Source organism: Pseudomonas sp. 29, from assembly GCF_002754355.1.
Lineage (GTDB): Bacteria > Pseudomonadota > Gammaproteobacteria > Pseudomonadales > Pseudomonadaceae > Aquipseudomonas > Aquipseudomonas neuropathica.
This window is the reverse complement of sequence record NZ_PEEY01000001.1, coordinates 2551458-2577085: the sequence shown is the minus strand read 5'-3', so window position 1 is coordinate 2577085 and position 25628 is coordinate 2551458. Positions and strand designations below refer to the sequence as shown.

The window sequence follows — 25628 nt, the reverse complement described above, 5'->3', positions numbered from 1 at the left end:
TCCTGAGGACACCGAAGATGAGCAATATTCCCGCTGAACTGCGTTTTGCCGAAAGTCATGAATGGGCACGTCTGGAAGCCGACGGCACCGTCACCGTGGGCATCAGCGATCACGCGCAGGAAGCGCTGGGCGATGTGGTGTTCGTCGAGTTGACTGAAGTGGGTAACAAATTCGCCGCTGAAGATCAGGCGGGTGTGGTTGAGTCGGTGAAAGCCGCTTCCGACATTTACTCGCCGATCGCCGGTGAAGTCATCGCCGTCAACGAAGAGCTGAGTGCTTCTCCGGAACTGCTGAACTCCGATCCGTACGGTGCGTGGATCTTCAAACTCAAGCCAGACAATGCAGCTGATCTGGACAAGCTGCTGGATGCCGCTGCCTACAAGGCTGCCATCGGCGAGTAATTGCCCGGCTACACCGCAAAGCCCCGACTTGTCGGGGCTTTTTTATGGGTGTCTGTCAGGCGTTGTGCAACACCGCTTTCACCGCAGCGACCGAGCGCTCGACATCCTCCTTGCTCATCGCGGTAAACATCGGCAGCGACACGATCAGCCGCCCGACACGCTCGGCCACCGGCAACATCCCCTCGTTGAAACCGCGCTCGCGGTACAGACTCAGCAAGTGGATCGGCGGATAGTGATAGCCGATCCCGATACCATGCGCCTGCATCTGCTCCATGAACGTCGCCCGCGCAGGCAAGCCGTCCTTGCGCTCCGGCAGTACCAGTTGGAACAGGTGCCAGTTGCTGTTGGTGAAATCCGCCAGCGGCAGTTGGGCGCCATAGGTCGCTTCAAAGTCAGCGCCAAAGCACTGGAAATAATGCCGCGCCAGTTCACGCCGATGCGCCGTCAGCGCTTCGATATGAGCAAACTGGCCCAGACCGATCGTGGCAGCGACATCGGTCATGTTGAACTTGCCGCCCAGGACATCGACGTCCAGGCCATCGAAACCGTTGCGGGTTACGCCCTGCAAGCGGTACTTCTCCGCTAGCCGCGCTTCCTCAGGTGTGTTCAGCACCAGACAACCCCCCTCGGCGCAGGTGACGTTCTTGTTCGCCTGAAAACTGAACGACACGAAGTCACCGGTGGCGCCGATGCGCTGGCCGTTCCAGCTCGAGCCCAGCGCCTGGGCGGCGTCTTCGACGATGCGCAGATTGTGTTTGCGCGCGATGGCGTACAGGCGATCCATGTCTACGGGCAGACCGGCGAGGTACACCGGAATCACTGCTTTGGTGCGTGGGGTAATGGCCGCTTCCAGTTGGTCCAGGTCGATATTGCGGGTCTGCGGATCGATGTCGGCAAACACGGGTGTGGCGCCGACTTCAAGGATCACGTTGGCTGTGGCCACCCAGGAAATCGGCGTGGTAATCACTTCGTCTCCGGGCCCGATGCCGGCGATGCGCAAGGCGATTTCCATGGTGCAGGTACCGGAATTGAAGGTGCGCACCGGGCGCCCGCCAAAATATTCCGACAACTGTGCTTCGAAGGCCTGAACCTTCGGCCCGCTGGTGATCCAGCCGGAACGCAAGACTTCGCCCACAGCGGCAATCGTCGCTTCGTCGATGACAGGTTTGGAAAACGGCAGAAACGGCAGTGTGCTCATGAGGCTTTGATCATCCGCGAGTTGAACGCCTGACGCAGGCGCCACAGCATGGCCCGGAACGCCCTCGGCCGCCAAGCCGTGCGCGACGATATCGACTGCTATGCTGGTTTGACCGTGTTGCATTGACGCCGAGCGCCAGCCAAGAGAGAGCCCGTCATGTCCCAGTTGCCGTCCCTGAGCCAGTTACGCGACCCCGACGCTTTTTTGCGCCGTCACCTCGGCCCCGATGCTGCCGAACAACAGGCGATGCTCGACAGCCTCGGCCTCGGCAGTCGGGTCGAACTGATCGAACAGACTGTACCGCCGGCCATCCGCCTTAACCGCGCACTGGATCTGCCGCCGGCCCTCGACGAACAAGCGGCGCTGGCCAGACTGCGCGGTTACGCCGAGCAGAATCAGGTCTGGACCAGCCTCATCGGCATGGGCTATCACGGCACCCTCACGCCCACGGTCATCTTGCGCAACGTCCTGGAAAATCCCGGCTGGTACACCGCGTACACGCCGTATCAACCGGAGATCGCCCAGGGCCGGCTCGAAGCGTTGCTGAATTTCCAGCAACTGACCATCGACCTCACCGGTCTGGAACTGGCCAACGCGTCTTTGCTCGATGAGGCCACGGCGGCGGCGGAAGCCATGGCGTTGGCCAAACGCGTAGCCAAATCGAAGAGCAATCTGTTCTTCATTGATGAGAACTGTCATCCACAAACCATTTCGGTGGTGCAGACCCGCGCCGAAGGTTTCGGCTTCGAATTGATCGTCGATGCTGTGGATAATCTCAAACAGCACCAAGTGTTCGGTGCGCTGCTGCAATATCCCGACACCCATGGCGAGGTGCGTGACCTGCGCCCGCTGATCGACCATTTGCATGCGCAGCAAGCGCTGGCCTGCGTCGCCACGGACCTGCTGAGTCTGCTGTTGCTGACGCCGCCGGGTGAGTTGGGCGCCGATGTGGTGTTCGGCTCATCCCAACGTTTCGGTGTGCCGATGGGTTATGGCGGCCCGCACGCGGCGTTCTTTGCCAGTCGCGAGGAATACAAACGGGCGATTCCCGGGCGGATCATCGGCGTGTCGAAGGACGCTCGGGGTAACGTCGCATTGCGCATGGCGCTGCAAACCCGCGAACAACATATCCGCCGCGAGAAGGCCAACTCGAACATCTGCACGGCTCAGGTGTTGCTGGCCAACATCGCCAGTTTCTACGCGGTTTATCACGGGCCGGAAGGCCTGAAACACATCGCCCAGCGCGTGCATCGGCTGACCTGCATTCTGGCCGCAGGGCTTGAGCGCAAAGGAATCAGTCGGGTCAATGCGCAGTTCTTCGACACACTGACGCTGGACGTCGGCGGTGCGCAAACGGCGATCATCGAAAGCGCTCAAGCCGCACAGATCAATCTGCGGATTCTCGGGCGCGGTCGGGTCGGGCTGAGTCTCGATGAGACCTGCGATGAGGGTACCGTGGCCAAGCTGTTCGATGTCCTGCTTGGCGCCGATCATGGGTTGAACGTCGATGAACTTGACGCTGAAGCCCTGAGTTCGGGCATCCCCGACAACCTCCAGCGCAACACACCGTACTTGCGCCACCCGGTGTTCAACGCCCATCACAGCGAAACCGAGATGCTGCGCTATCTCAAACAACTGGAAAACAAGGATCTGGCGCTCAATCAGTCGATGATCCCGCTGGGCTCCTGCACCATGAAACTCAACGCCACCAGCGAAATGATCCCGATTACCTGGCCGCAATTCGCCAACCTGCATCCGTTCGTGCCGCGTGAGCAGGCGGTCGGTTATACGCTGATGATCGAGGAGCTGGAGCGCTGGTTGTGCGCAATCACCGGGTTCGATGCGATCTGCATGCAGCCCAACTCTGGCGCTCAGGGCGAGTACGCCGGGCTGCTGGCGATCCGCAAATACCACGAGAGCCGTCAGCAGGGGGCGCGGGAGATCTGTCTGATTCCGTCCTCGGCCCATGGTACCAACCCGGCTTCGGCGCAAATGGCCGGGATGCGTGTGGTAATCGTCGAGTGCGATGAAGCGGGCAACGTCGATCTTGAGGATCTGCAAGCGAAAGCCGCCGAGGCTGGGGATAAGTTGTCGTGCCTGATGGCGACCTATCCGTCGACCCACGGTGTGTACGAGGAGGGCATCAGCGAGATCTGCGAGGTTATCCACAAGTACGGCGGTCAGGTCTACATGGACGGCGCGAACCTCAACGCGCAGGTCGGGCTGACGCGGCCGGCAGACATTGGCGCCGACGTGTCGCACATGAATTTGCACAAGACTTTTTGCATTCCCCATGGCGGCGGTGGGCCGGGCATGGGGCCGATCGGTATTCGTGCGCATCTGGCGCCGTTCGTCGCCAATCATCCAGTGGTGCCGATCGACGGGCCACTGGCGCAGAACGGCGCGGTCAGCGCGGCGCCTTGGGGCAGCGCGAGCATTCTGCCGATCAGCTGGATGTACATCGCCATGATGGGCCCGCAACTGGCGGATGCCAGCGAGGTGGCGATTCTGGCGGCGAACTATCTGGCGCAGCATTTATCCGGCGCATTCCCGGTGTTGTACACCGGGCGCAACGGGCGGGTCGCTCACGAATGCATTCTCGACCTGCGGCCCTTGAAGGCGCTGACCGGGATCAGCGAAGAAGACGTCGCCAAGCGCCTGATGGATTACGGCTTCCATGCGCCGACCATGTCCTTCCCGGTGCCGGGCACGTTGATGGTCGAGCCGACCGAGAGTGAATCCAAAGCTGAACTGGATCGTTTTATCGGTGCGATGCTGAGCATTCGTGCAGAAATCACCGAAGTGCAAAACGGCAACTGGCCGGCCGAGGACAACCCGTTGAAACGAGCGCCGCATACCCTGGCGGATGTCACCGGAGTTTGGGAGCGGCCCTACAGCATCGAGCAGGGCATTACCCCGGATGCGCACACCAAGGCGCACAAGTATTGGCCGGCGGTGAATCGAGTGGATAACGTTTACGGCGACCGAAACCTGTTCTGTGCCTGCGTCCCGGTGGATGATTACCGCTGACATTCAGACTGTATGCGGTCCTTGTGGGAGCGAGCTTGCTCGCGAAGACGGCGTGTCAGTCGCCGCATATTTCGGATGTGAAATTGCCTTCGCGAGCAAGCTCGCTCCCACAGGGTTTAGTGCTGGGCTCAGAAGACAGGCAAAAAAATGCCGCTCGATTGAGCGGCATTTTTGTTGGCGGATGGCTTACTCGGAAGCCACGGCATTCTTCGCCAGGATCGCATTCGCCAATTCCATATCGGTCGCCTGCAGGCCTGGATTGTCGGCGCGGACTTTCTGCATCGCCGCTTCCAGATACGGTCCGCGAATGCCGCCATCACTGGCAACGAAGCTGCCGGCATCGTCCTGTGCGGCGATGATCAGCTTGTGATCCTTGAAGGTCAGGTAGGTCGAACCGGTAGTGGCACCGGACGAGATGACGTTACGCCAAAAGCTGTCCGCCATGGCCGAACCAACGGGAAGGGACAGCAAGGCCAGAGTGGCGACAGCAAGTTTGAGACGCATGATGAGATGACTCCAGGGGGTTAACTAGGGCCTTGGATCGCCATTCCCCGATCCGGTTCCGTGGCGGCTTATTTCTGCTCGCTCTGCGGCGTCACCCGCAGCACTTCTTCCACCGTCGTCAGCCCCGCCGCGACTTTCTGTGCCCCGGACAGCCGCAAACTGCGCATGCCTTCCTTGAATGCCTGCCGACGAATCGCCGTGAGGTCGGCGTCCGGGGTGATGAACGCCTTGAGGCTGTCGCTCAGTTGCATGATTTCGTAGACCCCGGCGCGGCCGCGATAGCCGGTATCGCGGCATTCCACGCAACCGATGGCGCGTTGTGCGTTGCCCGGTAGCGGCGCTTGCCACGGGCGGGTCAGGGTTTGCCAATCCTCTTCTTCCAGCGTTAGCGGCGCTTTGCAGTGCGGGCACAAGGTGCGCACCAGACGCTGGGCCATCACGCCGAGCACGGTGGCTTTGATCAGGTAGTGCGGCACGCCGAGTTCGAGCAGACGGCTGATTGCGCTGGGGGCGTCATTGGTGTGCAGCGTCGACAAGACCAGGTGCCCGGTGAGCGCCGCCTGAATCGCCATTTCAGCGGTTTCCAGGTCACGGATCTCGCCGATCATGATGATGTCCGGGTCTTGCCGCATCAGCGCGCGCACCCCAGCGGCGAAACTCAGGTCGATGTTGTGCTGCACCTGCATCTGGTTGAACGCCGGCTCGACCATCTCGATCGGGTCTTCGATGGTGCAGAGGTTGACCTCCGGCGTCGCCAGTTTTTTCAGCGTGGTGTACAGCGTGGTGGTCTTGCCCGAGCCGGTCGGCCCGGTGACCAGAATGATGCCGTTGGGCTGGCGGGTCATGTCTTGCCAGCGGCGCAAATCGTCGGCACTGAAACCCAGCTGGTCGAAATCCTTGAGCAGCACTTCCGGGTCGAAAATCCGCATGACCATTTTTTCGCCGAACGCGGTGGGCAGCGTCGAAAGGCGCAGCTCCACTTCACCGCCGTCCGGGGTCTTGGTCTTGACCCGGCCGTCTTGGGGTTTGCGCTTCTCGGCGACGTTCATCCGCCCGAGGCTTTTCAGGCGACTGACAATTGCCATGGTCACCTGCGGCGGGAATTGATAGACGTTGTGCAGCACGCCGTCGATGCGAAAGCGCACCGTGCCTTGTTCACGCCGAGGCTCGATGTGGATATCGCTGGCGCGCTGCTGGAAGGCGTACTGGAACAGCCAGTCGACGATGTTGACGATGTGCGCATCGTTGGCATCCGGCTCCTGATCGCTGGCGCCGAGGTTGAGCAGTTGTTCGAAGTTGCCGAGGTTACCGCTCTGCTGATCGGCATTGCTGGCGCCGCTGACCGATTTGGCCAAGCGGAAGAACTCGACGCTGAAGCGCTGGATATCCGCCGGGTTGGCCACCACCCGTTTGATCGGCAGCTTCAACACGTGGGTGAGATCGGCCTCCCAGCCGGTGACATAAGGCTGGGCGCTGGCCACGGTCACCGAATCGCGGTCGACCGCCACGGCGAGAATCTTGTGCCGTTGCGCAAAGGCATAGGACATCAACGGCGTGATCGCGGCGACGTTGATCTTCAACGGGTCAATACGCAAGTACGGCTGGCCGGCCTGTTGCGCCAGCCACAGGGTCAGGCTTTCCAGGTCGAGGTGTTTGCCCGGACGGCTGAGGTCGTCCAGTTGCTGGCTGGCGATGAATTCCAGCGGATGCATCTGAGCATGAGCCGCGAGACGGCGGCGGGCATTCAGCGCCTGCTCCGCCGAGTCCTGGCAAATAAACCCTTGGGCGACCAGTTCACGCAGCACTTCGTTGAGTTCCAGCCAGCGGTCCTGAGTGGCAAGTTGAACGGACATGCGGGCTTCCTTTTGAGCGACAGTGCGCAAAAGGATAGTCGCGGCCCCGCAGACCGTTGGGCCACTACCCGACGAAGCCGTTGCCGAACTTGTCAGCCGGCCGCTTGCGTCCGCGCATCCCAAGCGCTGTCGGCGTTTTGCAGATTGACCGAGCAGACGCTGATCAGGTTACGAAGTTTTTCCGCGATCACTTGCGCGCGATGCCAACTGAGACCGCCCATGACCAGGTCGATCGACAGCAGATCATCCATGCGCTGCACATTGACCTGCTCGGGCGTGAGGAACTGCAGTGCGAACAGGTTGAGCACCCGCACCAGCAGATCCGGCTCGGCCTCGGCGAGGATCTGATACTGCGCCAGGCAATGGGCGTTGCTGACGTTCCAGACGTCGGCGCGGGTAGGCGAGGTGGTTACGGCTTCGAGGTGTGGCATGGCGAGTCTCCAAAATCTCTGGAGGAATTTTTACATTCGACGCCGGGTATTTCTTGGCTATGATCGTCGTTATTGACGATTGATCGAAAGGATCAATTCGCAAAATGTTCGATTAGAGGTTTTTCTATGCACAGTGAGTTGGACAGCTACGACCGCAAGATTCTCGCCCTCCTGCAAGAGGACGCCTCGCTGTCGAGCGCGCAGATCGCCGAGCAGGTCGGCCTGTCGCAATCACCGTGCTGGCGGCGGATTCAGCGGATGAAAGAGGAGGGCATCATTCGCGGCCAGGTGACCTTGCTTGATCGCAAGAAGATTGGCCTGAATACGCAGATCTTTGCCGAGATCAAACTCAACGCCCACGGGCGTTCGAACTTCACCGAGTTCACCGAAGCGATTCGCGGCTTTCCGGAAGTGCTGGAGTGCTATGTGCTGATGGGGGCGGTGGATTTTTTACTGCGGATTGTTGCGGCGGACATCGAGGCGTATGAGCGATTCTTTTTCGAGAAGCTGTCGCTGGTGCCGGGGATTCAGGAAGTGAATTCGATTGTGGCGTTGTCGGAGATCAAATCCACCACAAGCCTCCCTGTCTGAGGTCAGGCAGTTGGCCTCTTCGCGAGCAGGCTCGCTCCCACAGGGGATTGCATTCCAATGTGGGAGCGAGCCTGCTCGCGAAAGCGGTATTACATGCGCAGAAGCATTTTCCATGCGCGATTCTGGTAAACCGCAATCGCCTGTTGCTTGCGCGCGTCGAGCAGTTCGTCAGTGATCGTCGGCTCGTTGGCCAGTTGCGCCAACTTGTTCAGCTCGCCGTACAGACGATCCATTTCCGGGATTTCCAGCACGTTGCGCGCGTGGTGCAGCCAGACCTGAATGCGCTCGATACGCGGCAGTTGTTCAGCCAGATCTTCCGGCTGCTGCTGATAACGCTGCAGTTGCAGAGCAGTGGCTTCTTCGCCCAACAGGCGCGGCAACCAGCTATGCAACTGCGCACCGCCCTGACGATTGCCGCGAACGTTGCGCTCGGCGGTCCAGGTACGGGCCAGCAACCAGCGTGACGTGCTCAGCGAGAACAGACCCCAGCGCGGATCTTCCAGTTCTTCGAGGAACTGCTCCGGCGCAGCCTTGCGTACGTCTTCATCTTCGATGCCGGCCTGTACCAGCGGACGCCAGTCTTCCAGCAATGCATCAAGCGCGACGCGCAAATCGTGAGTCGACTGACGCGGCGCGGCCTGGCCGAGGCTGCTGAGCAGGGCGCGCATTTCCGCGAGGTTCTCGACCCAGTCGAGCAACAGGCGCCAGTGGCCGTTGAAACGGTACTGTTCGGCCAGACGCTGGCTGCTGCCGAGCAAATGCCAGCTCAGCGCGGCGAAGGCGTCGTCGAGTTGGGTTTCCGGGGTCAGCTCCGGCGCCGGCAGGCTCAGCGAATAGCTGTTGGCGTCGTACAGACGATAGCCGCGCTCAGCCTTGCTGATGTCACACGGCATCAACGCCAGGGTTTCAGCCAGTTCGGCGGCCAGTTCCAGCAGCGCGGCAGGCTCGCCTTCGCGCAGCTCCAGTTCCAGCTCGCAGATTTCTTCTTTCTGCTTGCCTACCACAACGTGACCGAGATCCAGCGCGGCTTCGATGACCACTTTGCTCTTGCCACGGCCCCAGGCGATTTCGGCGCGCTCGCGGACGAAGTCGGTGGTGAAGATCGGCTTGAGGGTTTTCTTGTCCAGCTCGGCCAGCGACTCGGGCCAGCATTCGCCGTCGAGTTTTTTCACGTCGAGCTTGGCTTTCGGCAACTTCCAGTCGTATTCATTGCGTTCGGACAGACCAGCAACGCTTTGGCCACGGGTCTTGAGGGTTTGAATGACTTCGTCACCGTCCTTGCGCAGGCGCAGGGCGACTTTGGCCTGGGCCAGATCGCGCTCAGGGGTGTCGAAGTACTGGTTCATCAACTCACGGCGTTCCCAGCCACTTTTGTTGCGTTTTTTCAGTAACGGGTGCTCGCGCAGCGCAGCGAGGGTTTCGCGGCTGACGCGGAGTTTGATTTCGGTTTCTTTCTGCATGGCCGGAAAATCCAGGATCGGGAGCGCAGCCGGGGAATATGTGGCTGCCAAGGCCGTGCAGTGTACAGGACTGATTCGTCCTACGCCCTGCGGCGGTTTATTCCTGACGCCGGATGGTTCTATGATGGACTTCAAATCGGGAGTTGGAGTCAGCGATGCCTTTGCCGTCCATGCAAGACCAGTTCGCTGCGCTGATCGCCGCGCCATCGGTCAGCTGTACCCAACCGAACCTCGACCAATCCAACCGCGCGGTGATCGATTTGCTCGCCGGCTGGCTGGGCGACCTGGGTTTCAATTGCGATATCCAGCAGGTCAGCCCCGGCAAATTCAACCTGCTCGCCAGTTTCGGCAGCGGCCCCGGCGGGCTGGTGCTGGCCGGGCACAGCGACACGGTGCCGTACGACGATGCGTTGTGGCAGACCGATCCGCTGAAACTCACCGAAGTCGATGGCCGTTGGGTTGGCTTGGGCAGTTGCGACATGAAAGGGTTCTTCGCGCTGATCATCGAAGCGGTGCTGCCGCTGCTCGATCAGCCGTTCAAGCAGCCGCTGCTGATCCTCGCCACCTGCGATGAAGAAAGCTCGATGTCCGGCGCCCGTGCACTGGCCGAGGCCGGGCGGCCGCTGGGTCGCGCAGCGGTGATCGGCGAGCCGACCGGCCTCAAGCCGATCCGCATGCACAAAGGCATCATGATGGAGCGCATCGACATCCTCGGGCAGAGCGGCCATTCGTCGGATCCGCGCCTGGGCCACAGCGCCCTCGAAGCGATGCACGATGCGATCGGCGAACTGCGCGGCCTGCGCCTGCTGTGGCAGCGCGAATTCAATAATCCGCAGTTCAGCGTGCCGCAACCGACGATGAACTTCGGCTGCATCCATGGCGGCGATAATCCCAACCGTATCTGCGGCCAGTGTTCGCTGGAATTCGACCTGCGGCCATTGCCGGGTATGGACCCGAAAGTCCTGCGCGCAGAGATTCTGCGCAAACTCAACCCGGTCGCCGAACGCCACCAGGTGAAGATCGACTACAAACCTTTGTTTCCGGAAGTGCCGTCGTTCGAGCAGGCCGAAGACGCTGAACTGGTGCGCATTGCTGAAAAGCTCACCGGCCACAGCGCCGAAGCAGTAGCGTTTGGCACCGAAGCACCTTATCTTCAGCGCCTTGGTTGCGAAACCATCGTGCTCGGCCCTGGCGACATTGCCTGTGCGCATCAGCCCGGCGAGTACCTTGAAATGTCACGTTTGCAGCCTACCGTGCATCTATTACGGCAACTGATTGAACATTACTGCCTGACCCCGGACAAAGTTCTATGAATTGAACACTGTCCATGTGGGAGCGAGCTTGCTCGCGAAGGCGTCGGGTCAGTCGACATTGATGTATCTGATACACCGCTTTTGCGAGCAAGCTCACTCCTACAAGGGATCTATGTTTTGCCCGATCAAACGCTGTAAATTGCCAGCAACCCAACCCGTATTCATGAGGAGAGCGCGCGTGTCGCCAAGCCTGTTCCGACGATAACCATCAGCCCGCTGTGCGTTTTCCGTTTCGCCCCTTTTTCGGCTGCTATTTATTACAGGCCCAGGTTCATGCCCGAATACGTCAATTGGCTTCGTCACGCGTCCCCTTATATCAATGCCCACCGCGACTGCACCTTCGTCGTCATGCTGCCTGGCGACGGTGTGGAGCATCCGAATTTCGGCAACATCGTCCACGACATCGTCCTGCTGCACAGCCTCGGCGTGCGCCTGGTGCTGGTGCACGGTTCGCGCCCGCAGATTGAAACCCGCCTTGCCGCCCGTGGCCTGACCCCGCATTACCACCACGGCATGCGCATCACCGATGCCGCAACCCTGGAATGTGTAATCGATGCAGTCGGCCAATTGCGCATCGCCATCGAAGCACGTTTGTCGATGGACATGGCTTCGTCGCCGATGCAGGGCTCGCGTCTGCGCGTGGCCAGCGGCAACCTCGTTACCGCGCGGCCGATAGGTGTGCTGGAAGGCGTCGACTATCACCATACCGGCGAAGTGCGCCGGGTCGACCGCAAGGGCATCAATCGCCTGCTCGACGAGCGTTCGATCGTGTTGCTGTCGCCGTTGGGCTACTCGCCGACCGGTGAAATCTTCAACCTCGCCTGCGAAGACGTCGCCACCCGCGCCGCTATCGACCTGGGCGCGGACAAGCTGTTGCTGTTCGGGGCTGATCTCGGTCTGATCGACGAGAACGGCAAACTGGTGCGTGAGTTGCGTCCACAGCAAGTGCCGGCGCATTTACAGCGTCTGGGCAGCAGCAATTATCAGGCGGAACTGCTTGATGCCGCTGCCGAGGCTTGCCGTGGCGGCGTGGCGCGCAGCCATATCGTCAGTTACGCCGAAGACGGCGCGCTGCTGACCGAGCTGTTCACCCGTGACGGTGGCGGTACGCTGGTCGCGCAAGAGCAATTCGAACTGGTGCGTGAGGCGGCGATTGAAGACGTCGGCGGTTTGCTCGACTTGATCAGCCCGCTGGAAGAGCAGGGGATTCTGGTGCGTCGTTCGCGCGAAGTGCTGGAGCGTGAGATCGAGCAGTTCAGCGTGGTCGAGCGTGAAGGCATGATCATCGCCTGCGCGGCGCTGTATCAGATTGCCGATTCCGATGCCGGTGAGCTGGCGTGCCTGGCGGTGAATCCGGAGTATCGTCATGGCGGTCGCGGTGATGAACTGCTGGAGCGCATTGAAACCCGTGCGCGGGCGCAAGGTTTGAAGACGCTGTTCGTCCTCACCACACGCACCGCGCACTGGTTCCGTGAGCGTGGGTTCGAGCCGAGCAGCGTTGAACGCCTGCCAGCGGCGCGGGCTTCGTTGTACAACTTCCAGCGCAATTCGAAAATCTTCGAAAAAACCCTTTAACCGAGTTGCTCCATTCGCGAGCAGGCTCGCTCCCACTCCTGTGGGAGCGAGCCTGCTCGCGAAGCTTTTATTGCGCCACAAACTTCGCGCTGATGTACGGTGAGTAGTCCGGCAGCACCGTTTCAACCTTGCCCTGTTCCTTCAAAAACTTCGCCGTCTCGCCAATCGCCTTCGCCGTGCCGCCATCCAGCAGCGCCGTGGTTTGCTGCGCCTTGGCATCCGGGAACGCCGAACCTGCGAGCAATTCCGGCACATCAGCGGCATTGGCACCGGTCAGTTTGGCGATTTTCTGTACCGGCACCGAGTCAGCCGTCCAGCTATCTTTATGCGCCGCGTAATCGGCAAATGAATCCAGCGTGACCTTGGCGAACTTCGCGACGACGTCGGGGTGCTTTTCGGCGAAGTCCTTGCGCGCGACCCAGACCTCGAAAGTCGGCGCGCCCCACTGGCCGACCTGCGCGGCATCGGTCAGGGTCTTGCCGGTCTTGCGGATTTCCCCCAGCGCCGGTGACCAGACAAACGCACCATCGATATCCCCACGCTTCCACGCCGCGGCGATCTCTGCGGGTTGCAGGTTCACCACTTTGACTTTCGAGGCGTCCAGGCCCCAGTGCTTGAGGGCGCCGAGCAGGCTGTAGTGGGAAGTGGAAACGAACGGCGTAGCGATGGTCTTGCCGACCAGATCCTGCGGCGTGTTGATACCGCTGCCATTGCGCACCACCAGCGCTTCGGCAGCATTGATCTGCGCCGAAACGATGAACGCCACAATCGGCAGATTGCGCGAAGCGGCAGCGGCCAATGGGCTGGAACCGAGGTTGCCGATCTGCACGTCACCCGAAGCAATGGCTGTCACAACTTCCGGGCCGCTGTTGAAGCGGCGCCAGTCGATTTTCTCGCCGATGGTTTTCTCGTAGACGCCGTCGGCTTGCGGGACTTTGCTTGGGTCGATACCGGTTTGATAGCCGACCGTGAGGTTGGCGGCATGGGCCGAAAAAGAAATCAGAGCTGACACACAAACTGTAACAAATTGACTAGATAGTGCGCGTTTGGCCATCATGGCGTCGCCTTTTCGATAGGGTTTGACGATTCGGGGTTGCGCCAAAGCTAATCGATATAAAAAAATGCTAACAAATACCATTTAGGAATGAGCTTAGTCGCCGATACGCTGTTTCCCGGCGGAGGTGGCACGATACTGGCCATATTCCGAAATGGTATGAAAAAGAATGAATAAATTCTTTTTGGGTTTATCAGGAAATCTTTACTCTGCACGGACCAAATCACTGCGATTAGACCTTGGTCGTAGACACACAAGGTTACGATTGACTTGTCAGTCACGGTCTGGCGCTAATCGCGCATCTTAGGACCCAGGGCATCAGACCCCGGGCCAGGAACACAAGAATTAGAAACGAGAGGAGCTTTACATGAACAAGTCCACCTTGGCCCTGGCTGTGGCCGTAGGGGTTATGGCGCAGCAGGCAGGCGCCGCCGGTTTCATCGAAGACAGCAAAGCTACTTTGGGGCTGCGTAACTTCTACATCAACACTGATAACCGTGACGGCGATACCAAAGCTGCCAAGGCTCAGAACAAGCAAGAAGAATGGGGCCAAGGCTTCGATCTGCGTTTCATCTCCGGTTACACCCAAGGCACCGTAGGCTTCGGTATCGACGCCATCGGCCTGGTGGGCGTGCGTCTGGATTCGGGTGGCGGCACCAACGGTGCCACGTCGACTTCCTATGGCGGCACTGTATTCCCGAGCAAGTCCAACGGTGAAGCGGTCGACAACTACTCCAGCCTGGGTCTGACTGCCAAAGCCAAGATCTCCCAGACCGAACTGAAGCTCGGCACCCTGCAGCCAAAACTGCCGGTCATCGTGACCAACGACGGTCGTCTGCTGCCGCAAACCTTCCAGGGTGGCCAGATCACTTCGAGCGAGATCAAGGATCTGACGCTGGTTGCTGGTCAAATCGAGCACGCCAAGGGCCGTAACTCCAGCAACAACGAAGAGTTGTCGATTGCTGGCTCCAACGCTCACACCGCTGCCGGTCGTGACAGCAACAAGTTCATCTACGGTGGTGGCGACTACAAAATCACCAAAGACCTGACTGCCCAGTACTACTACGGCAATCTGCAGGATTACTACAAGCAGCACTTCCTGGGTCTGGTACACAACTGGGCAATCGGCCCGGGTGTATTGAAGTCTGACTTCCGTTACTTCAACAGCCGTGACGATGGCGCCAACGGTAACGACCCTGCCTACTACACCACCGGTGACTACGGCACTGGCATCACCAAAGGTAAAGTCGACAACAACCTGTACAGCGGCTTGTTCCTGTACACCGTTGAAGGTCACACCTTCGGTGGCGGTTATCAGGTCAGCAACGGCAACAGCGACTTCCCTTGGCTGAACCAGGGTGACGGCTCGTCGGCTTACATCACTACCGACATGCAGATTGCCAAATTCGCCCGCGCTGGCGAGCGTACCTGGCAAGCTCGCTACTCGTACGACTTCGCCAAAGTTGGCGTACCTGGCCTGACCGCCGGTGTGGTTTACCTGCGTGGCGATAACATCGACACCACCGGTAAAGTCGGCGACCGCCAAGTCAGCACCAACGCGACCGGCCGTTCCGAGTGGGAACGCGACCTGACCATCGGTTATGTCGTACCGGAAGGCCCGCTGAAAAACGTTGGCGTGATGTGGAAAAACGCAATGTGGCGCAACGACATCCCAGGTCAGCGTGACCAGGATGAAAACCGCCTGATCGTCAGCTACTCGATCCCGCTGCTGTAATAGCGCGTCTCGATTCGCTGATGTAAAAAAAAGCCCCGTCCGGCATCGCGCCGGACGGGGCTTTTGCGTTTTCGAGTCAGGCTCACCCCCGTAAGCCCTCCCCGAAACATCCCTCTTTACAGCAACTCAAGGCCTTCTCGAACCTTGCGGCCGATGTTCGTCGGGATGCCTGCCAACGTCCAGTGAACAGATGTTTAATATTCATTAATGATCTAAATATCTAGTTATTTATTCTTTTTCACGATGGCAAATCCCGGGCTACAGTTGAGGTCTCGAACAACTCATCAGGAGCAGCACCATGAGCCTCAGACTCGGCGACATCGCCCCCGATTTCGAACAGGATTCCAGCGCCGGCAAGATTCGTTTCCACGAATGGCTGGGCGATAGCTGGGGCGTGCTGTTCTCCCACCCGGCGGACTTTACTCCGGTGTGCACCACTGAGCTGGGCTTCACCGCCAAGCTCAAGGATGAGTTCAGCAAACGCGGCGTCAAAGCCATCGCGCTGTCGGTCGACCCGGTGGATTCGCACCACAAGTGGATCGAAGACATCAACGAAACCCAGAACACTGTCGTCAACTTTCCGATCCTGGCGGACGCCGATCGCAAGGTCTCGGATCTGTATGACCTGATCCACCCGAACGCCAACGACACGCTGACCGTGCGCTCGCTGTTCGTGATCGATCCGAACAAGAAGATTCGTTTGACCATCACCTACCCGGCGAGCACCGGGCGCAACTTCCACGAGATTCTGCGGGTGATCGATTCGCTGCAGCTCACCGACAACTACAAGGTGGCTACGCCGGCCAACTGGCAGGACGGTGAAGAGGTCGTGATCGTGCCGTCGCTCAAGGATGAGGACGAGATCAAGCAGCGCTTTCCGAAGGGCTATCGCGCGGTGAAGCCGTACCTGCGCCTGACGCCACAGCCGAATAAGTGATATCACCGGGCAGATCGTTCCCACGTCGAGGCGTCGAACCGTCCGCGTGGGAATGCCGCCCGTGACGCTCCGCGTCACAGTGGACGCGGAGCGTCCATGGATTCATTCCCACGCAGAGCGTGGGAATGATCAGTGGTTGCTACTAAGCAGGGGATTTCAGGCCGTTTCGACGGCCTTTTTTTTCGCCCGAAACAAAGCGAATCGTATATCTCCAAAACGCATAACCAAATGAATAAATATGATTTATGGATATATAAATCAGCTGGTAAGGTCATTCCCATCGAAGCGAGATCGCAACCCGCGAATCGCCTGAAACGCTTAAGGAATTGTCTCGATGCTGGTCGTCTCACTCGGTGGCAGTCCCAGCCTGCGCTCCCGTTCCGGGGTGCTGCTGGAACGCTCGCAACGCTGGTTGCAGGCGCAAGGGGTGGAAGTGGTGAGTTATCAGGTGCGGGACTTCCCGGCTGAAGATTTGCTTCACGCCCGCTTCGACAGCCCGAAGGTGCTCGACCTGCTGCAACAGATCGAAAACGCCGACGGCCTGTTGATCGCCACGCCGGTGTACAAGGCTTCGTTTTCCGGCGCGTTGAAGACGTTGCTGGATCTGCTCCCGGAGCGCGCCCTGAACCACAAGATTGTTTTGCCAATGGCCACCGGCGGCAGCATCGCCCACATGCTGGTGGTCGATTACGCGCTCAAGCCTGTGTTGTCCGCGCTGAAAGCCCAGGAAATGCTCCAAGGGATTTTCGCCGAGGACAGCCAGATCGCTTACGGCGAAGGCAGTGCCGCAGCACAACTGGCACCGGCGCTGGAGCAGCGACTGCATGAAGCGCTGGATCAGTTTGTCGGCGCCATGGCGCGCCGACCGAAACCGCTGGAACCGGGCCTGTTGAACGAACGTTTGTTGAGTGCTCGCTGGAGCATTTAAGTCTCATCGAAATTTGAAGTACTCGCCTTACTCGCCCGCTAACGGGCAAGCAGGTGCAGCCAAAACCCAACAGCAAAAAGGAGAGCGCTATGCGCACTGTATTTTTGCGTCGTGGTCTGGTCGCTCTGTTTGCTGCGGCTGTCACCTTCGGCGCCATCACTCAAGCTCAAGCCGAGACTCTTCGGATCGGTTATCAGAAGTACGGCACGCTGGTGCTGCTCAAGGCCAAGGGCACTTTGGAAAAACGTCTGGCCGCCCAAGGCGTCGACGTGCAATGGACTGAATTCCCCGGCGGCCCGCAGCTGCTGGAAGGCCTGAACGTCGGCTCGATCGACTTCGGTGTCACCGGCGAAACTCCACCGGTGTTCGCTCAGGCGGCCGGCGCCGATCTGCTTTACGTTGCCTACGAACCGCCAGCGCCGAACAGCGAAGCGATCCTTGTGCCGAAAGACTCGCCGATCAAATCGGTGGCCGATCTCAAGGGCAAGAAGGTCGCACTGAACAAAGGCTCCAACGTCCACTACCTGCTGGTGCGCGCACTGGAAGACGCCGGCCTCAAATACAGTGACATTCAAACCGTCTTCCTGCCGCCCGCCGATGCCCGCGCCGCGTTCGAACGTGGCAGCGTCGACGCCTGGGTCATCTGGGATCCGTACCAGGCTGCTGCTGAAAAACAGCTGCAAGCGCACACCCTGCGCGACGGTAAAGGCATCGTCGACAACCACCAGTTTTACCTCGCGACCAAGCCTTACGCCGAGAAAAATCCTCAGGTGATCAAGACCCTCGTCGAGGAAGTGCGCGCAGTCGGCGAGTGGTCCAAAGCCAACCCTGAAGACGTGACCCAACAGGTTGCGCCACTGCTCGGTCTGCCGGCGGACATCACCCTGACCTCGGTGAAACGCCAGGGCTACGGCGCACTGTTCCTGACCCCGGAAGTGGTCGCCGCGCAGCAGAAAATCGCCGACACGTTCTTCCAGCTCAAGCTGATTCCCAAGCCATTGAGCATCAAGGATGTGATCTGGACACCACCGGCCGCTGTGGCTAAAGCGCAGTAATTCGAATTCCTAAGGAGACCACTCCATGAGCCTCAATATCTTCTGGTTCCTGCCTACCCACGGCGACGGCCATTACCTTGGCACCGCCGAAGGCGCTCGCGCCGTCGACCACGGTTATCTGCAACAGGTCGCGCAAGCGGCGGATCGTCTGGGCTTCGGCGGTGTGCTGATTCCTACCGGCCGTTCTTGCGAAGACTCATGGCTGGTGGCAGCGTCGCTGATCCCGGTGACCCAGCGCCTGAAATTCCTCGTGGCTCTGCGCCCCGGGATCATTTCCCCGACGGTCGCGGCGCGGCAGGCAGCCACGCTGGATCGCCTGTCCGGCGGGCGTGCGCTGTTCAATCTGGTCACTGGTGGTGACCCGGAGGAATTGGCCGGCGATGGTCTGTTCCTCAGCCACGAAGAACGCTATCAGGCTTCGGTGGAATTCACCCGCATCTGGCGTCGTGTGCTGGAAGGCGAAACCGTCGATTACGACGGTCAGCACATCAGCGTGAAAGGCGCGAAGTTGCTCTATCCGCCGATCCAGCAACCGCGTCCGCCGCTGTACTTCGGTGGTTCTTCGGAAGCGGCGCAGGATCTGGCTGCAGAACAAGTGGAAATGGTCTTGACCTGGGGCGAGCCGCCCGCAGCGGTTGCGGAGAAGATCGAACAGGTGCGCGCCAAAGCCGCCAAGCTCGGCCGCACCGTGCGCTTCGGCATTCGTCTGCATGTGATCGTCCGTGAAACCAACGCTGAAGCCTGGCAAGCGGCGGATCGGCTGATCTCGCACCTGGACGACGACACCATCGCTCGTGCTCAGGCTTCGCTGGCGCGGTTCGATTCGGTCGGCCAGCAACGCATGGCCGCCCTGCACGGCGGCAGTCGCGACAACCTCGAAGTCAGCCCTAACCTCTGGGCCGGCGTCGGTCTGGTGCGTGGTGGTGCCGGTACGGCGCTGGTCGGCGATGGCCCGACCGTGGCCGCGCGCGTGAAGGAGTACGCCGATCTGGGCATCGACACCTTTATCTTCTCCGGTTATCCACACCTCGAAGAGTCGTACCGCGTCGCTGAACTGCTGTTCCCGCATCTCGACATCGAGCGCCCGGAACTGCCGAAAAGCGCCGGTTATGTCAGCCCGTTCGGCGAGATGGTCGCCAACGACATTCTTCCCAAAGCCGCGTCGCAGAGCTGAGGCGCGCCATGAAGAAAATCATCCACAGCCTCGCGCCCTGGGCGTTGCCGGTGTTGTTGCTAGCGGTGTGGCAGTTGTCGGTGTCGGCGGGTTGGTTGTCGACACGGATTCTGCCGGCACCGGTGGCGGTGATCGAGGCCGGCGTGAGCCTGGTGCGCAGCGGCGAGATCTGGACGCACCTGGCCATCAGTGGCTGGCGTGCAGCCCTCGGTTTCACCATCGGCGGCAGCATCGGTCTGGTCCTGGGCTTTATCACCGGTCTGTCGAAGTGGGGCGAACGCCTGCTCGACAGTTCGGTGCAGATGATCCGCAACGTGCCGCACCTGGCGCTGATTCCGCTGGTGATCCTGTGGTTCGGCATCGACGAGTCGGCGAAGATTTTTCTGGTGGCGCTGGGCACGTTGTTCCCGATCTACCTCAACACTTATCACGGCATCCGCAACGTCGACCCGGCACTGGTGGAGATGGCGCGCAGTTATGGCCTGAGCGGTTTCAGCCTGTTCTGGCAGGTGATTCTGCCGGGTGCGCTGCCTTCGATTCTGGTCGGTGTGCGTTTCGCGCTGGGCTTTATGTGGTTGACGCTGATCGTCGCCGAAACCATTTCCGCCAGCTCGGGCATCGGCTATCTGGCGATGAATGCCCGCGAGTTTTTGCAGACCGACGTGGTGGTGCTGGCGATCCTGCTTTACGCAGTACTCGGCAAACTCGCTGACCTTGCGGCACGTGGACTTGAACGTGTGTGGTTGCGTTGGCACCCGGCCTATCAGGTTGCCAAAGGAGGTGCGGCATGACTGCTCAACAACCTCCACGCCTGCTGCGCGGGATTCCGCTGGCAGTGCGCAACCTGCAGAAAACCTTCGGCGCGCGGCAGGTGTTGCGTGACATCGATCTGCACATTCCGGCAGGGCAGTTTGTCGCCGTGGTCGGGCGTAGCGGCTGCGGCAAAAGTACCTTGCTGCGCTTGCTCGCCGGGCTCGATCAACCGACTGGCGGCGACTTGCTCGCCGGTTCTGCGCCGCTCAGCGATGCGCGGGAAGACACCCGATTGATGTTCCAGGAAGCACGTCTGCTGCCGTGGAAAAAGATCATCGACAACGTTGGCCTTGGGCTCAAGGGCAACTGGCGTCAGCAAGCACTGGATGCGCTGGAAGCAGTCGGTCTGGCGGATCGTGCCAATGAGTGGCCGGCGGCGTTATCTGGTGGACAGAAGCAGCGCGTTGCACTGGCGCGGGCGCTGATCCATCAACCGCGTCTGCTGCTGCTCGACGAACCGCTCGGCGCACTGGACGCACTGACCCGCATTGAAATGCAGCAACTGATCGAACGTCTCTGGCAACAACACGGCTTCACCGTGCTGCTGGTGACTCACGACGTCAGCGAAGCGGTGGCGATTGCCGACCGGGTGATTCTGATCGAGGACGGCGAAGTCGGTCTTGATCTGCATGTGGAACTGTCGCGGCCGCGAGTGCGTGGTTCGCACCGACTGGCGGCGCTGGAAACCGAAGTGCTTAACCGTGTTCTCTCCCTGCCCGGCGAACCGCCGGCGCCGGAACCTGTTTCACCACTGCCTACGCAACTGCGTTGGGCTCAATAACTCAAGCAAACGACAGGAATCATTGCCATGACTATCAAAGCCATCAACGTCCGCAACCAGTTCAAAGGCTCGATCAAAGAAATCGTCCTCGGTGACGTGCTGTCGGAAATCGACGTGCAGACCGCTTCGGGCATCGTTACTTCGGTGATTACCACCCGCTCGGTCAAGGAGCTGGAACTGGTGGTCGGCAGCGAAGTGATCGCCTTTGTAAAATCCACCGAGGTGTCGATCGCCAAGTTGTAAGCCGGTGAGTAAAAAACAACCCCGGAGAGCGTGAGCCGTTCGGGGTTTTTTGTGCCTGATCTGAAAACTGCGGTGCGGCCTTCGTGAGCAAGCTCGCTCCCACAGGTTCGGTGTTGCCCACAGATGTTGTATTCACTACAAATCACTGTGGGAGCGAGCTTGCTCGCGAAAGGGCCAGTCAGAGCACTAGAGATCTTTTGGGTAGATACGGCGGCAGATACAGGCCGATATAGGCATCAAAAACGCGCATGCCTTCCTCGGCCATGCGCGGCGTGATCTGCCCATGCTGCTGCACCGAACGCGCATATACCCGATCACCCAACTCCATCGCCAGGGCGAACACATCGACATCCTTCGGCAGCCTAGGCAATTCGAAGTGATGATCGAACAGCTTGTGCATCAGGTCGCCCAGTTCGATGTCGTGCTGACGGTCAGCCTGAGTGACTTCGGTCAGACCATGCTGGGCAAGGATCAACTGCCGTGCCGCCGCGTCTTCATCGTAGATCTCCAGCATCCGTTGCTCAACCAGCCGCGACAGATCGCGCCAGTCGCGCAAGGCGTCATGATCAATCGGCGCTTGCAGGCAGGCGCGAAACGCGGCGTGCACATCTGTCGTCAGTGCCTCAAGCAACGCCGGGACGCTGGCGAAGAAGTGGTACACGGAGGAGGGCGGAATCTGCGCGCGCTCGGCGACGCTGTAGATCGACAGACTCGCCACGCCCTCGGCAGCCAGCAGCGTGCGCGCGGCGTCGAGTATCGAATCGATGCGCGCCTGACTGCGGGCACGGGGTTTGCGGACGGGGGCGGGTCGCGTCATGGAAGTCTCCTGCGGGGCAGCGGGCATTGTACGAGCCGGCTTGTGTGTTGTCTTGTCGGCCGCTTTCGTCGGAGCGCCGCCCGGAGCAAGCTCGCTCCCACAGGGAGGCTCTGTGTGCACAGTATTCATGTTCACTGGAGATTAATTGTGGGAGCGAGCTTGCTCGCGAACCGCCGCAGGCGGCCATAAAAAAACGCCGTGGGCTGAGTCAGCCGACGGCGTTCTGTTTGGCGCTACAACCGCTTACACGGTATGCAGATACCAGTTGTACTCAAGGTCGGAGATGGAGTGTTCGAACTCCTCCAGCTCGCTTTCCTTGCAGGCGACGAAAATATCGATGTATTTCGGATCGATGTACTTGGCCATCACCTCGCTGTCGTCCAGCTCACGCAGGGCATCGCGCAAGTTGTTCGGCAGGCTTTGCTCGTTCTGCTCGTAGCTGTTGCCTTCGACTGGCGCGCCTGGCTCGATCTTGTTGGTCAGACCATGATGCACGCCGGCCAGTACCGAAGCCATCAGCAGGTACGGGTTGGCGTCGGCACCGGCCACGCGGTGTTCGATACGCACGGCATCGGCAGAGCCGGTCGGTACGCGAATCGCCACGGTGCGGTTGTCCAGACCCCAGCACGGCGAGTTCGGCACGTAGAACTGTGCGCCGAAACGACGGTAGGAGTTGACGTTCGGGCAGAGGAACGCCATCTGCGCGGGCAGGGTCTCGAGCACACCGCCGATCGCGTGACGCAGCGCGGCGTTCTGCTCGGGATCCTCGCTGGCAAAAATGTTTTTGCCTTCTTTATCCAGAATCGAGATGTGTACGTGCAGACCGTTACCTGCCTGGCCCGGATACGGCTTGGCCATGAAGGTGGTGTCCATTTCATGGTCGTACGCGATGTTCTTGATCAGGCGCTTGAGCAGGACCGCGTAGTCGCAGGCCTTGATCGGGTCGGCTACGTGGTGCAGGTTCACTTCGAACTGCGCCGGGGCACTTTCCTTGACGATGGCGTCGGCCGGAATGCCTTGCTCTTTGGCGCCTTCCAGAATGTCCTGGAGGCAGTCAACGTATTCGTCGAGGTCGTCGATCAGGTAGACCTGCGTCGAGTGTGGGCGTTTGCCGGAGATCGGCGAGCGTGGCGGCTGAGGACGGCCGTTCACGTTCTCCTGGTCGATCAGGTAGAACTCGAGTTCAAATGCGGCGCAAATGGTCAGGCCCAGTTCGTCAAACTTTGCAACAACTTGACGGAGCACTTCGCGCGGATCGGCGAAGAACGGGTCGCCTTCGAGTTCGTGCATGGTCATCAACAGTTGCGCAGTCGGGCGCTTCTGCCATGGCTCGTTGCACAGGGTATCGGGGATTGGATAGCAGATACGATCGGCGTCGCCGATGTCGAGGCCCAGGCCGGTGCTTTCCACCGTGGAACCGTTGATATCCAGAGCAAATAGAGAGGCCGGCAGGTTGATGCCTTTCTCGTAAACCTTGTGGAGGCTGGTGCGTTCAATGCGCTTGCCGCGCACCACACCATTCATATCCGCAATCAGAAGGTCAACGTACAGAACCTCAGGATGTTCCTTAAGGAACGCGTTCGCTTCGTTAAGCTGAACGGCACGCGGGGGTACCGACATGATGCAACACCTTTGTTGTTAAAAATATCAATCATTGATCTTTTCTGGTTTCAGTCAACCCGAACGGCCTGCCGAAGTCAAGCGAGGCCTTTTTTGCCCTAAAAAAGCGCTGTGAGGGCATTTATGGGGCATTTTTGGGCAGTTTTTTGTCCTGAGGAAGCTTGCCACCCGCGGGCTTGAGCAGGCCGTGTTGTATTTTTTACGGAGGTGTTGTGTAAAAAAATGAACAAGGCTAAGCTCCGATCAAACCCATAACAGCAATAATACCGGGGTGCTTCATGTCTCGCCTGCCGTTAATCGGCATCACCGACTGCTCGCAACAGTCCGGTCTGCATGCTCATCACATCAGTGGCGAAAAATCCGTCCGTAGCGCAGCCAGCATGGCTGAATCGTTGCCGACGATGTTCCCGTCCATGGTCGCTCAAGCGCAAGCGTCCGATATTCTGGACGTACGGGACAGCATCCTGTTTATGGCGTCCCCTTCCAATATAGATCGCTTTCACTCCCAAAGCCTGTGTCGCGTGCCCAGCCGTGCTCATGATTCTGCACGCCTCGTCTGTGCACAGGAAATGCAACGCCAGCGTAAAGGGCAGGTAAGCTCCTCTTTCATTGTCTATGCGCGGTGCCAGGCGTAAGCCGGTACTGCGCGAGCAAGCCCCCTTTAACGCGACGCTCAAAGCGTCAAACTTTGCCTGACATCCTGTCAGGAGACTCAGCCCAGAGGCATTTATGAGTAACAACCTCGACCAGCTCACCGATTGGTTGAAAGACCACAAGATCACAGAAGTCGAATGCATGATCGCCGACTTGACCGGTATCACCCGGGGCAAGATCTCGCCGACCAACAAGTTCATCGCCGAAAAAGGCATGCGCCTGCCAGAAAGCGTGCTGTTGCAGACCGTGACCGGCGACTACGTCGAAGACGACATCTATTACGAACTGCTCGACCCGGCCGACATCGACATGATCTGCCGCCCCGACCAGAACGCCGTGTACCTGGTGCCGTGGGCCATCGAGCCGACCGCCCAGGTAATCCACGACACCTACGACAAGCAGGGCAACCCGATCGAGCTGTCGCCGCGCAACGTCCTCAAGAAAGTCCTCAAACTCTATGCCGACAAGGGCTGGCAGCCGATCGTCGCGCCGGAAATGGAGTTCTACCTGACCAAGCGCAGCGACGACCCTGACTATCCGTTGCAGCCTCCGATTGGCCGTTCGGGCCGTCCGGAAATCGGTCGTCAGTCGTTCTCCATTGAAGCGGCGAACGAATTCGATCCGCTGTTCGAAGACGTCTACGACTGGTGCGAACTGCAGGAGCTGGACCTCGACACGCTGATCCACGAAGACGGCACGGCGCAGATGGAAATCAACTTCCGTCACGGTGACGCACTGTCGCTGGCCGACCAGATTCTGGTGTTCAAGCGCACCATGCGTGAAGCAGCACTCAAGCACGACGTGGCCGCGACTTTCATGGCCAAGCCAATGACCGGCGAGCCGGGCAGCGCGATGCATTTGCACCAGAGCATCATCGACATCGAAACCGGCAAGAACGTCTTCTCCAATGAAGACGGGACCATGAGCCAGTTGTTCCTGCATCACATCGGTGGTTTGCAGAAACTGATTCCTGAGTTGTTGCCGCTGTTCGCGCCGAACGTCAACTCGTTCCGCCGCTTCCTGCCGGATACCTCGGCACCGGTGAACGTGGAGTGGGGCGAAGAGAACCGCACCGTGGGCCTGCGCGTACCCGATGCCGGCCCGCAGAACCGCCGTGTGGAAAACCGCTTGCCGGGCGCCGACGCCAACCCGTACCTGGCGATTGCCGCGAGCCTGCTCTGCGGCTACATCGGCATGATCGAAGGCCTGAACCCGAGCGCGCCGGTGGTGGGCCGTGGTTATGAGCGCCGCAACCTGCGCCTGCCACTGACCATCGAAGACGCACTGGAACGTATGGAAAACAGCGCGACCATCGAGAAGTACCTGGGCAAAACCTTCATCACTGGCTACGTCGCGGTAAAACGGGCCGAGCATGAAAACTTCAAGCGCGTGATCAGTTCCTGGGAGCGTGAGTACCTGCTCTTCGCCGTCTGATACGCCGGGCGCGGCTGGCAGCAGCCG

Annotated in this window: 23 protein-coding genes; 15 read left to right on the top strand and 8 right to left on the bottom strand. The window is 59.9% G+C overall.

Annotation, left to right across the window (positions count from 1 at the left end):
- Positions 1–17 precede the first annotated feature (17 nt).
- Complete coding sequence (gene gcvH, locus CLU80_RS12060) at positions 18–401, top strand: glycine cleavage system protein GcvH (RefSeq protein WP_034151982.1); 384 nt, start codon at positions 18–20, stop codon at positions 399–401.
- Between the two features lie 55 nt (positions 402–456).
- On the opposite strand, the gene CLU80_RS12055 is transcribed toward gcvH, so the two are convergent.
- Entirely contained in the window at positions 457–1599 is a 1143-nt protein-coding gene (locus CLU80_RS12055; RefSeq protein WP_099759371.1) for a DegT/DnrJ/EryC1/StrS family aminotransferase, read from the bottom strand.
- A gap of 156 nt (positions 1600–1755) precedes the next feature.
- Between CLU80_RS12055 and gcvP the strand changes: the two genes are divergently transcribed.
- Positions 1756–4629: an aminomethyl-transferring glycine dehydrogenase gene (gene gcvP, locus CLU80_RS12050; protein ID WP_099757469.1), complete on the top strand. Its 2874-nt coding sequence runs from the start codon at positions 1756–1758 to the stop codon at positions 4627–4629.
- Between the two features lie 186 nt (positions 4630–4815).
- On the opposite strand, the gene CLU80_RS12045 is transcribed toward gcvP, so the two are convergent.
- The 3 genes from CLU80_RS12045 to CLU80_RS12035 all read right to left on the bottom strand — a co-directional run bounded on the left by CLU80_RS12045 (position 4816) and on the right by CLU80_RS12035 (position 7417).
- The gene (locus CLU80_RS12045; protein WP_171057234.1) at positions 4816–5136 is read right to left on the bottom strand and encodes a DUF2388 domain-containing protein; all 321 of its coding nucleotides are present in this window, start codon (positions 5134–5136) and stop codon (positions 4816–4818) included.
- A 65-nt stretch (positions 5137–5201) separates the two neighbouring features.
- Complete coding sequence (tfpB, locus tag CLU80_RS12040; protein WP_099757468.1) at positions 5202–6986, bottom strand: type IV pilus assembly ATPase TfpB; 1785 nt, start codon at positions 6984–6986, stop codon at positions 5202–5204.
- A 92-nt stretch (positions 6987–7078) separates the two neighbouring features.
- Positions 7079–7417, bottom strand: a complete 339-nt coding sequence (locus tag CLU80_RS12035) for an ACT-like domain-containing protein (RefSeq protein WP_099757467.1) — start codon at positions 7415–7417, stop codon at positions 7079–7081.
- A 126-nt stretch (positions 7418–7543) separates the two neighbouring features.
- On the opposite strand from CLU80_RS12035, the gene CLU80_RS12030 reads away from it, so the two are divergent.
- Positions 7544–8008 carry an Lrp/AsnC family transcriptional regulator gene (locus CLU80_RS12030; protein WP_016983809.1) on the top strand — a complete coding sequence of 155 codons (465 nt, stop codon included), beginning with the start codon at positions 7544–7546 and terminating at the stop codon, positions 8006–8008.
- A gap of 89 nt (positions 8009–8097) precedes the next feature.
- Here CLU80_RS12030 and CLU80_RS12025 read toward each other — a convergent pair whose 3' ends face one another.
- Positions 8098–9468, bottom strand: coding sequence for a CYTH domain-containing protein (locus tag CLU80_RS12025; protein WP_099757466.1), 1371 nt, complete (start codon positions 9466–9468; stop codon positions 8098–8100).
- Positions 9469–9623: 155 nt separating this feature from the next.
- Between CLU80_RS12025 and argE the strand changes: the two genes are divergently transcribed.
- Together argE and argA are read left to right on the top strand one after the other, a co-directional pair.
- Positions 9624–10781: an acetylornithine deacetylase gene (argE, locus tag CLU80_RS12020; protein ID WP_099757465.1), complete on the top strand. Its 1158-nt coding sequence runs from the start codon at positions 9624–9626 to the stop codon at positions 10779–10781.
- A 273-nt stretch (positions 10782–11054) separates the two neighbouring features.
- Entirely contained in the window at positions 11055–12356 is a 1302-nt protein-coding gene (gene argA, locus CLU80_RS12015) for an amino-acid N-acetyltransferase (RefSeq protein WP_064116338.1), read from the top strand.
- 67 nt (positions 12357–12423) lie between these two features.
- On the opposite strand, the gene tauA is transcribed toward argA, so the two are convergent.
- A complete protein-coding gene (gene tauA, locus CLU80_RS12010; RefSeq protein WP_099757464.1) occupies positions 12424–13413 on the bottom strand; it encodes a taurine ABC transporter substrate-binding protein in 990 nt (329 codons plus the stop codon).
- A 364-nt stretch (positions 13414–13777) separates the two neighbouring features.
- Here tauA and CLU80_RS12005 point away from each other — a divergent pair, with 364 nt between their 5' ends.
- From CLU80_RS12005 to CLU80_RS11965, 8 genes are all read left to right on the top strand, one after another.
- Positions 13778–15145, top strand: a complete 1368-nt coding sequence (locus CLU80_RS12005) for an OprD family porin (protein ID WP_099757463.1) — start codon at positions 13778–13780, stop codon at positions 15143–15145.
- 298 nt (positions 15146–15443) lie between these two features.
- Complete coding sequence (locus CLU80_RS12000; protein ID WP_095125823.1) at positions 15444–16082, top strand: peroxiredoxin; 639 nt, start codon at positions 15444–15446, stop codon at positions 16080–16082.
- Positions 16083–16416: 334 nt separating this feature from the next.
- Entirely contained in the window at positions 16417–17010 is a 594-nt protein-coding gene (gene ssuE / locus CLU80_RS11990) for an NADPH-dependent FMN reductase (RefSeq protein WP_007913832.1), read from the top strand.
- A gap of 89 nt (positions 17011–17099) precedes the next feature.
- Entirely contained in the window at positions 17100–18065 is a 966-nt protein-coding gene (locus tag CLU80_RS11985; RefSeq protein ID WP_099757462.1) for a sulfonate ABC transporter substrate-binding protein, read from the top strand.
- Positions 18066–18090: 25 nt separating this feature from the next.
- Positions 18091–19239, top strand: a complete 1149-nt coding sequence (gene ssuD / locus CLU80_RS11980; RefSeq protein WP_007939251.1) for an FMNH2-dependent alkanesulfonate monooxygenase — start codon at positions 18091–18093, stop codon at positions 19237–19239.
- An 8-nt stretch (positions 19240–19247) separates the two neighbouring features.
- Entirely contained in the window at positions 19248–20030 is a 783-nt protein-coding gene (gene ssuC / locus CLU80_RS11975) for an aliphatic sulfonate ABC transporter permease SsuC (protein ID WP_003229260.1), read from the top strand.
- Positions 20027–20833, top strand: a complete 807-nt coding sequence (ssuB, locus tag CLU80_RS11970) for an aliphatic sulfonates ABC transporter ATP-binding protein (RefSeq protein WP_099757461.1) — start codon at positions 20027–20029, stop codon at positions 20831–20833. The genes ssuC and ssuB overlap by 4 nt, the downstream gene beginning before the upstream one ends.
- A 27-nt stretch (positions 20834–20860) precedes the next feature.
- Positions 20861–21076, top strand: coding sequence for a TOBE domain-containing protein (locus CLU80_RS11965; RefSeq protein ID WP_003229256.1), 216 nt, complete (start codon positions 20861–20863; stop codon positions 21074–21076).
- A 178-nt stretch (positions 21077–21254) separates the two neighbouring features.
- On the opposite strand, the gene CLU80_RS11960 is transcribed toward CLU80_RS11965, so the two are convergent.
- Positions 21255–21893, bottom strand: a complete 639-nt coding sequence (locus CLU80_RS11960; protein WP_099757460.1) for a TetR/AcrR family transcriptional regulator — start codon at positions 21891–21893, stop codon at positions 21255–21257.
- A gap of 243 nt (positions 21894–22136) precedes the next feature.
- On the bottom strand, positions 22137–23513 hold the full coding sequence (locus CLU80_RS11955; protein ID WP_038358985.1) for a glutamine synthetase family protein: 1377 nt from the start codon (positions 23511–23513) through the stop codon (positions 22137–22139).
- A 278-nt stretch (positions 23514–23791) separates the two neighbouring features.
- Between CLU80_RS11955 and CLU80_RS30225 the strand changes: the two genes are divergently transcribed.
- Together CLU80_RS30225 and CLU80_RS11950 are read left to right on the top strand one after the other, a co-directional pair.
- Complete coding sequence (locus CLU80_RS30225; protein ID WP_116254289.1) at positions 23792–24148, top strand: gamma-glutamyl-gamma-aminobutyrate hydrolase family protein; 357 nt, start codon at positions 23792–23794, stop codon at positions 24146–24148.
- Between the two features lie 94 nt (positions 24149–24242).
- On the top strand, positions 24243–25601 hold the full coding sequence (locus tag CLU80_RS11950) for a glutamine synthetase family protein (protein WP_099757459.1): 1359 nt from the start codon (positions 24243–24245) through the stop codon (positions 25599–25601).
- Positions 25602–25628: the final 27 nt, after the last annotated feature.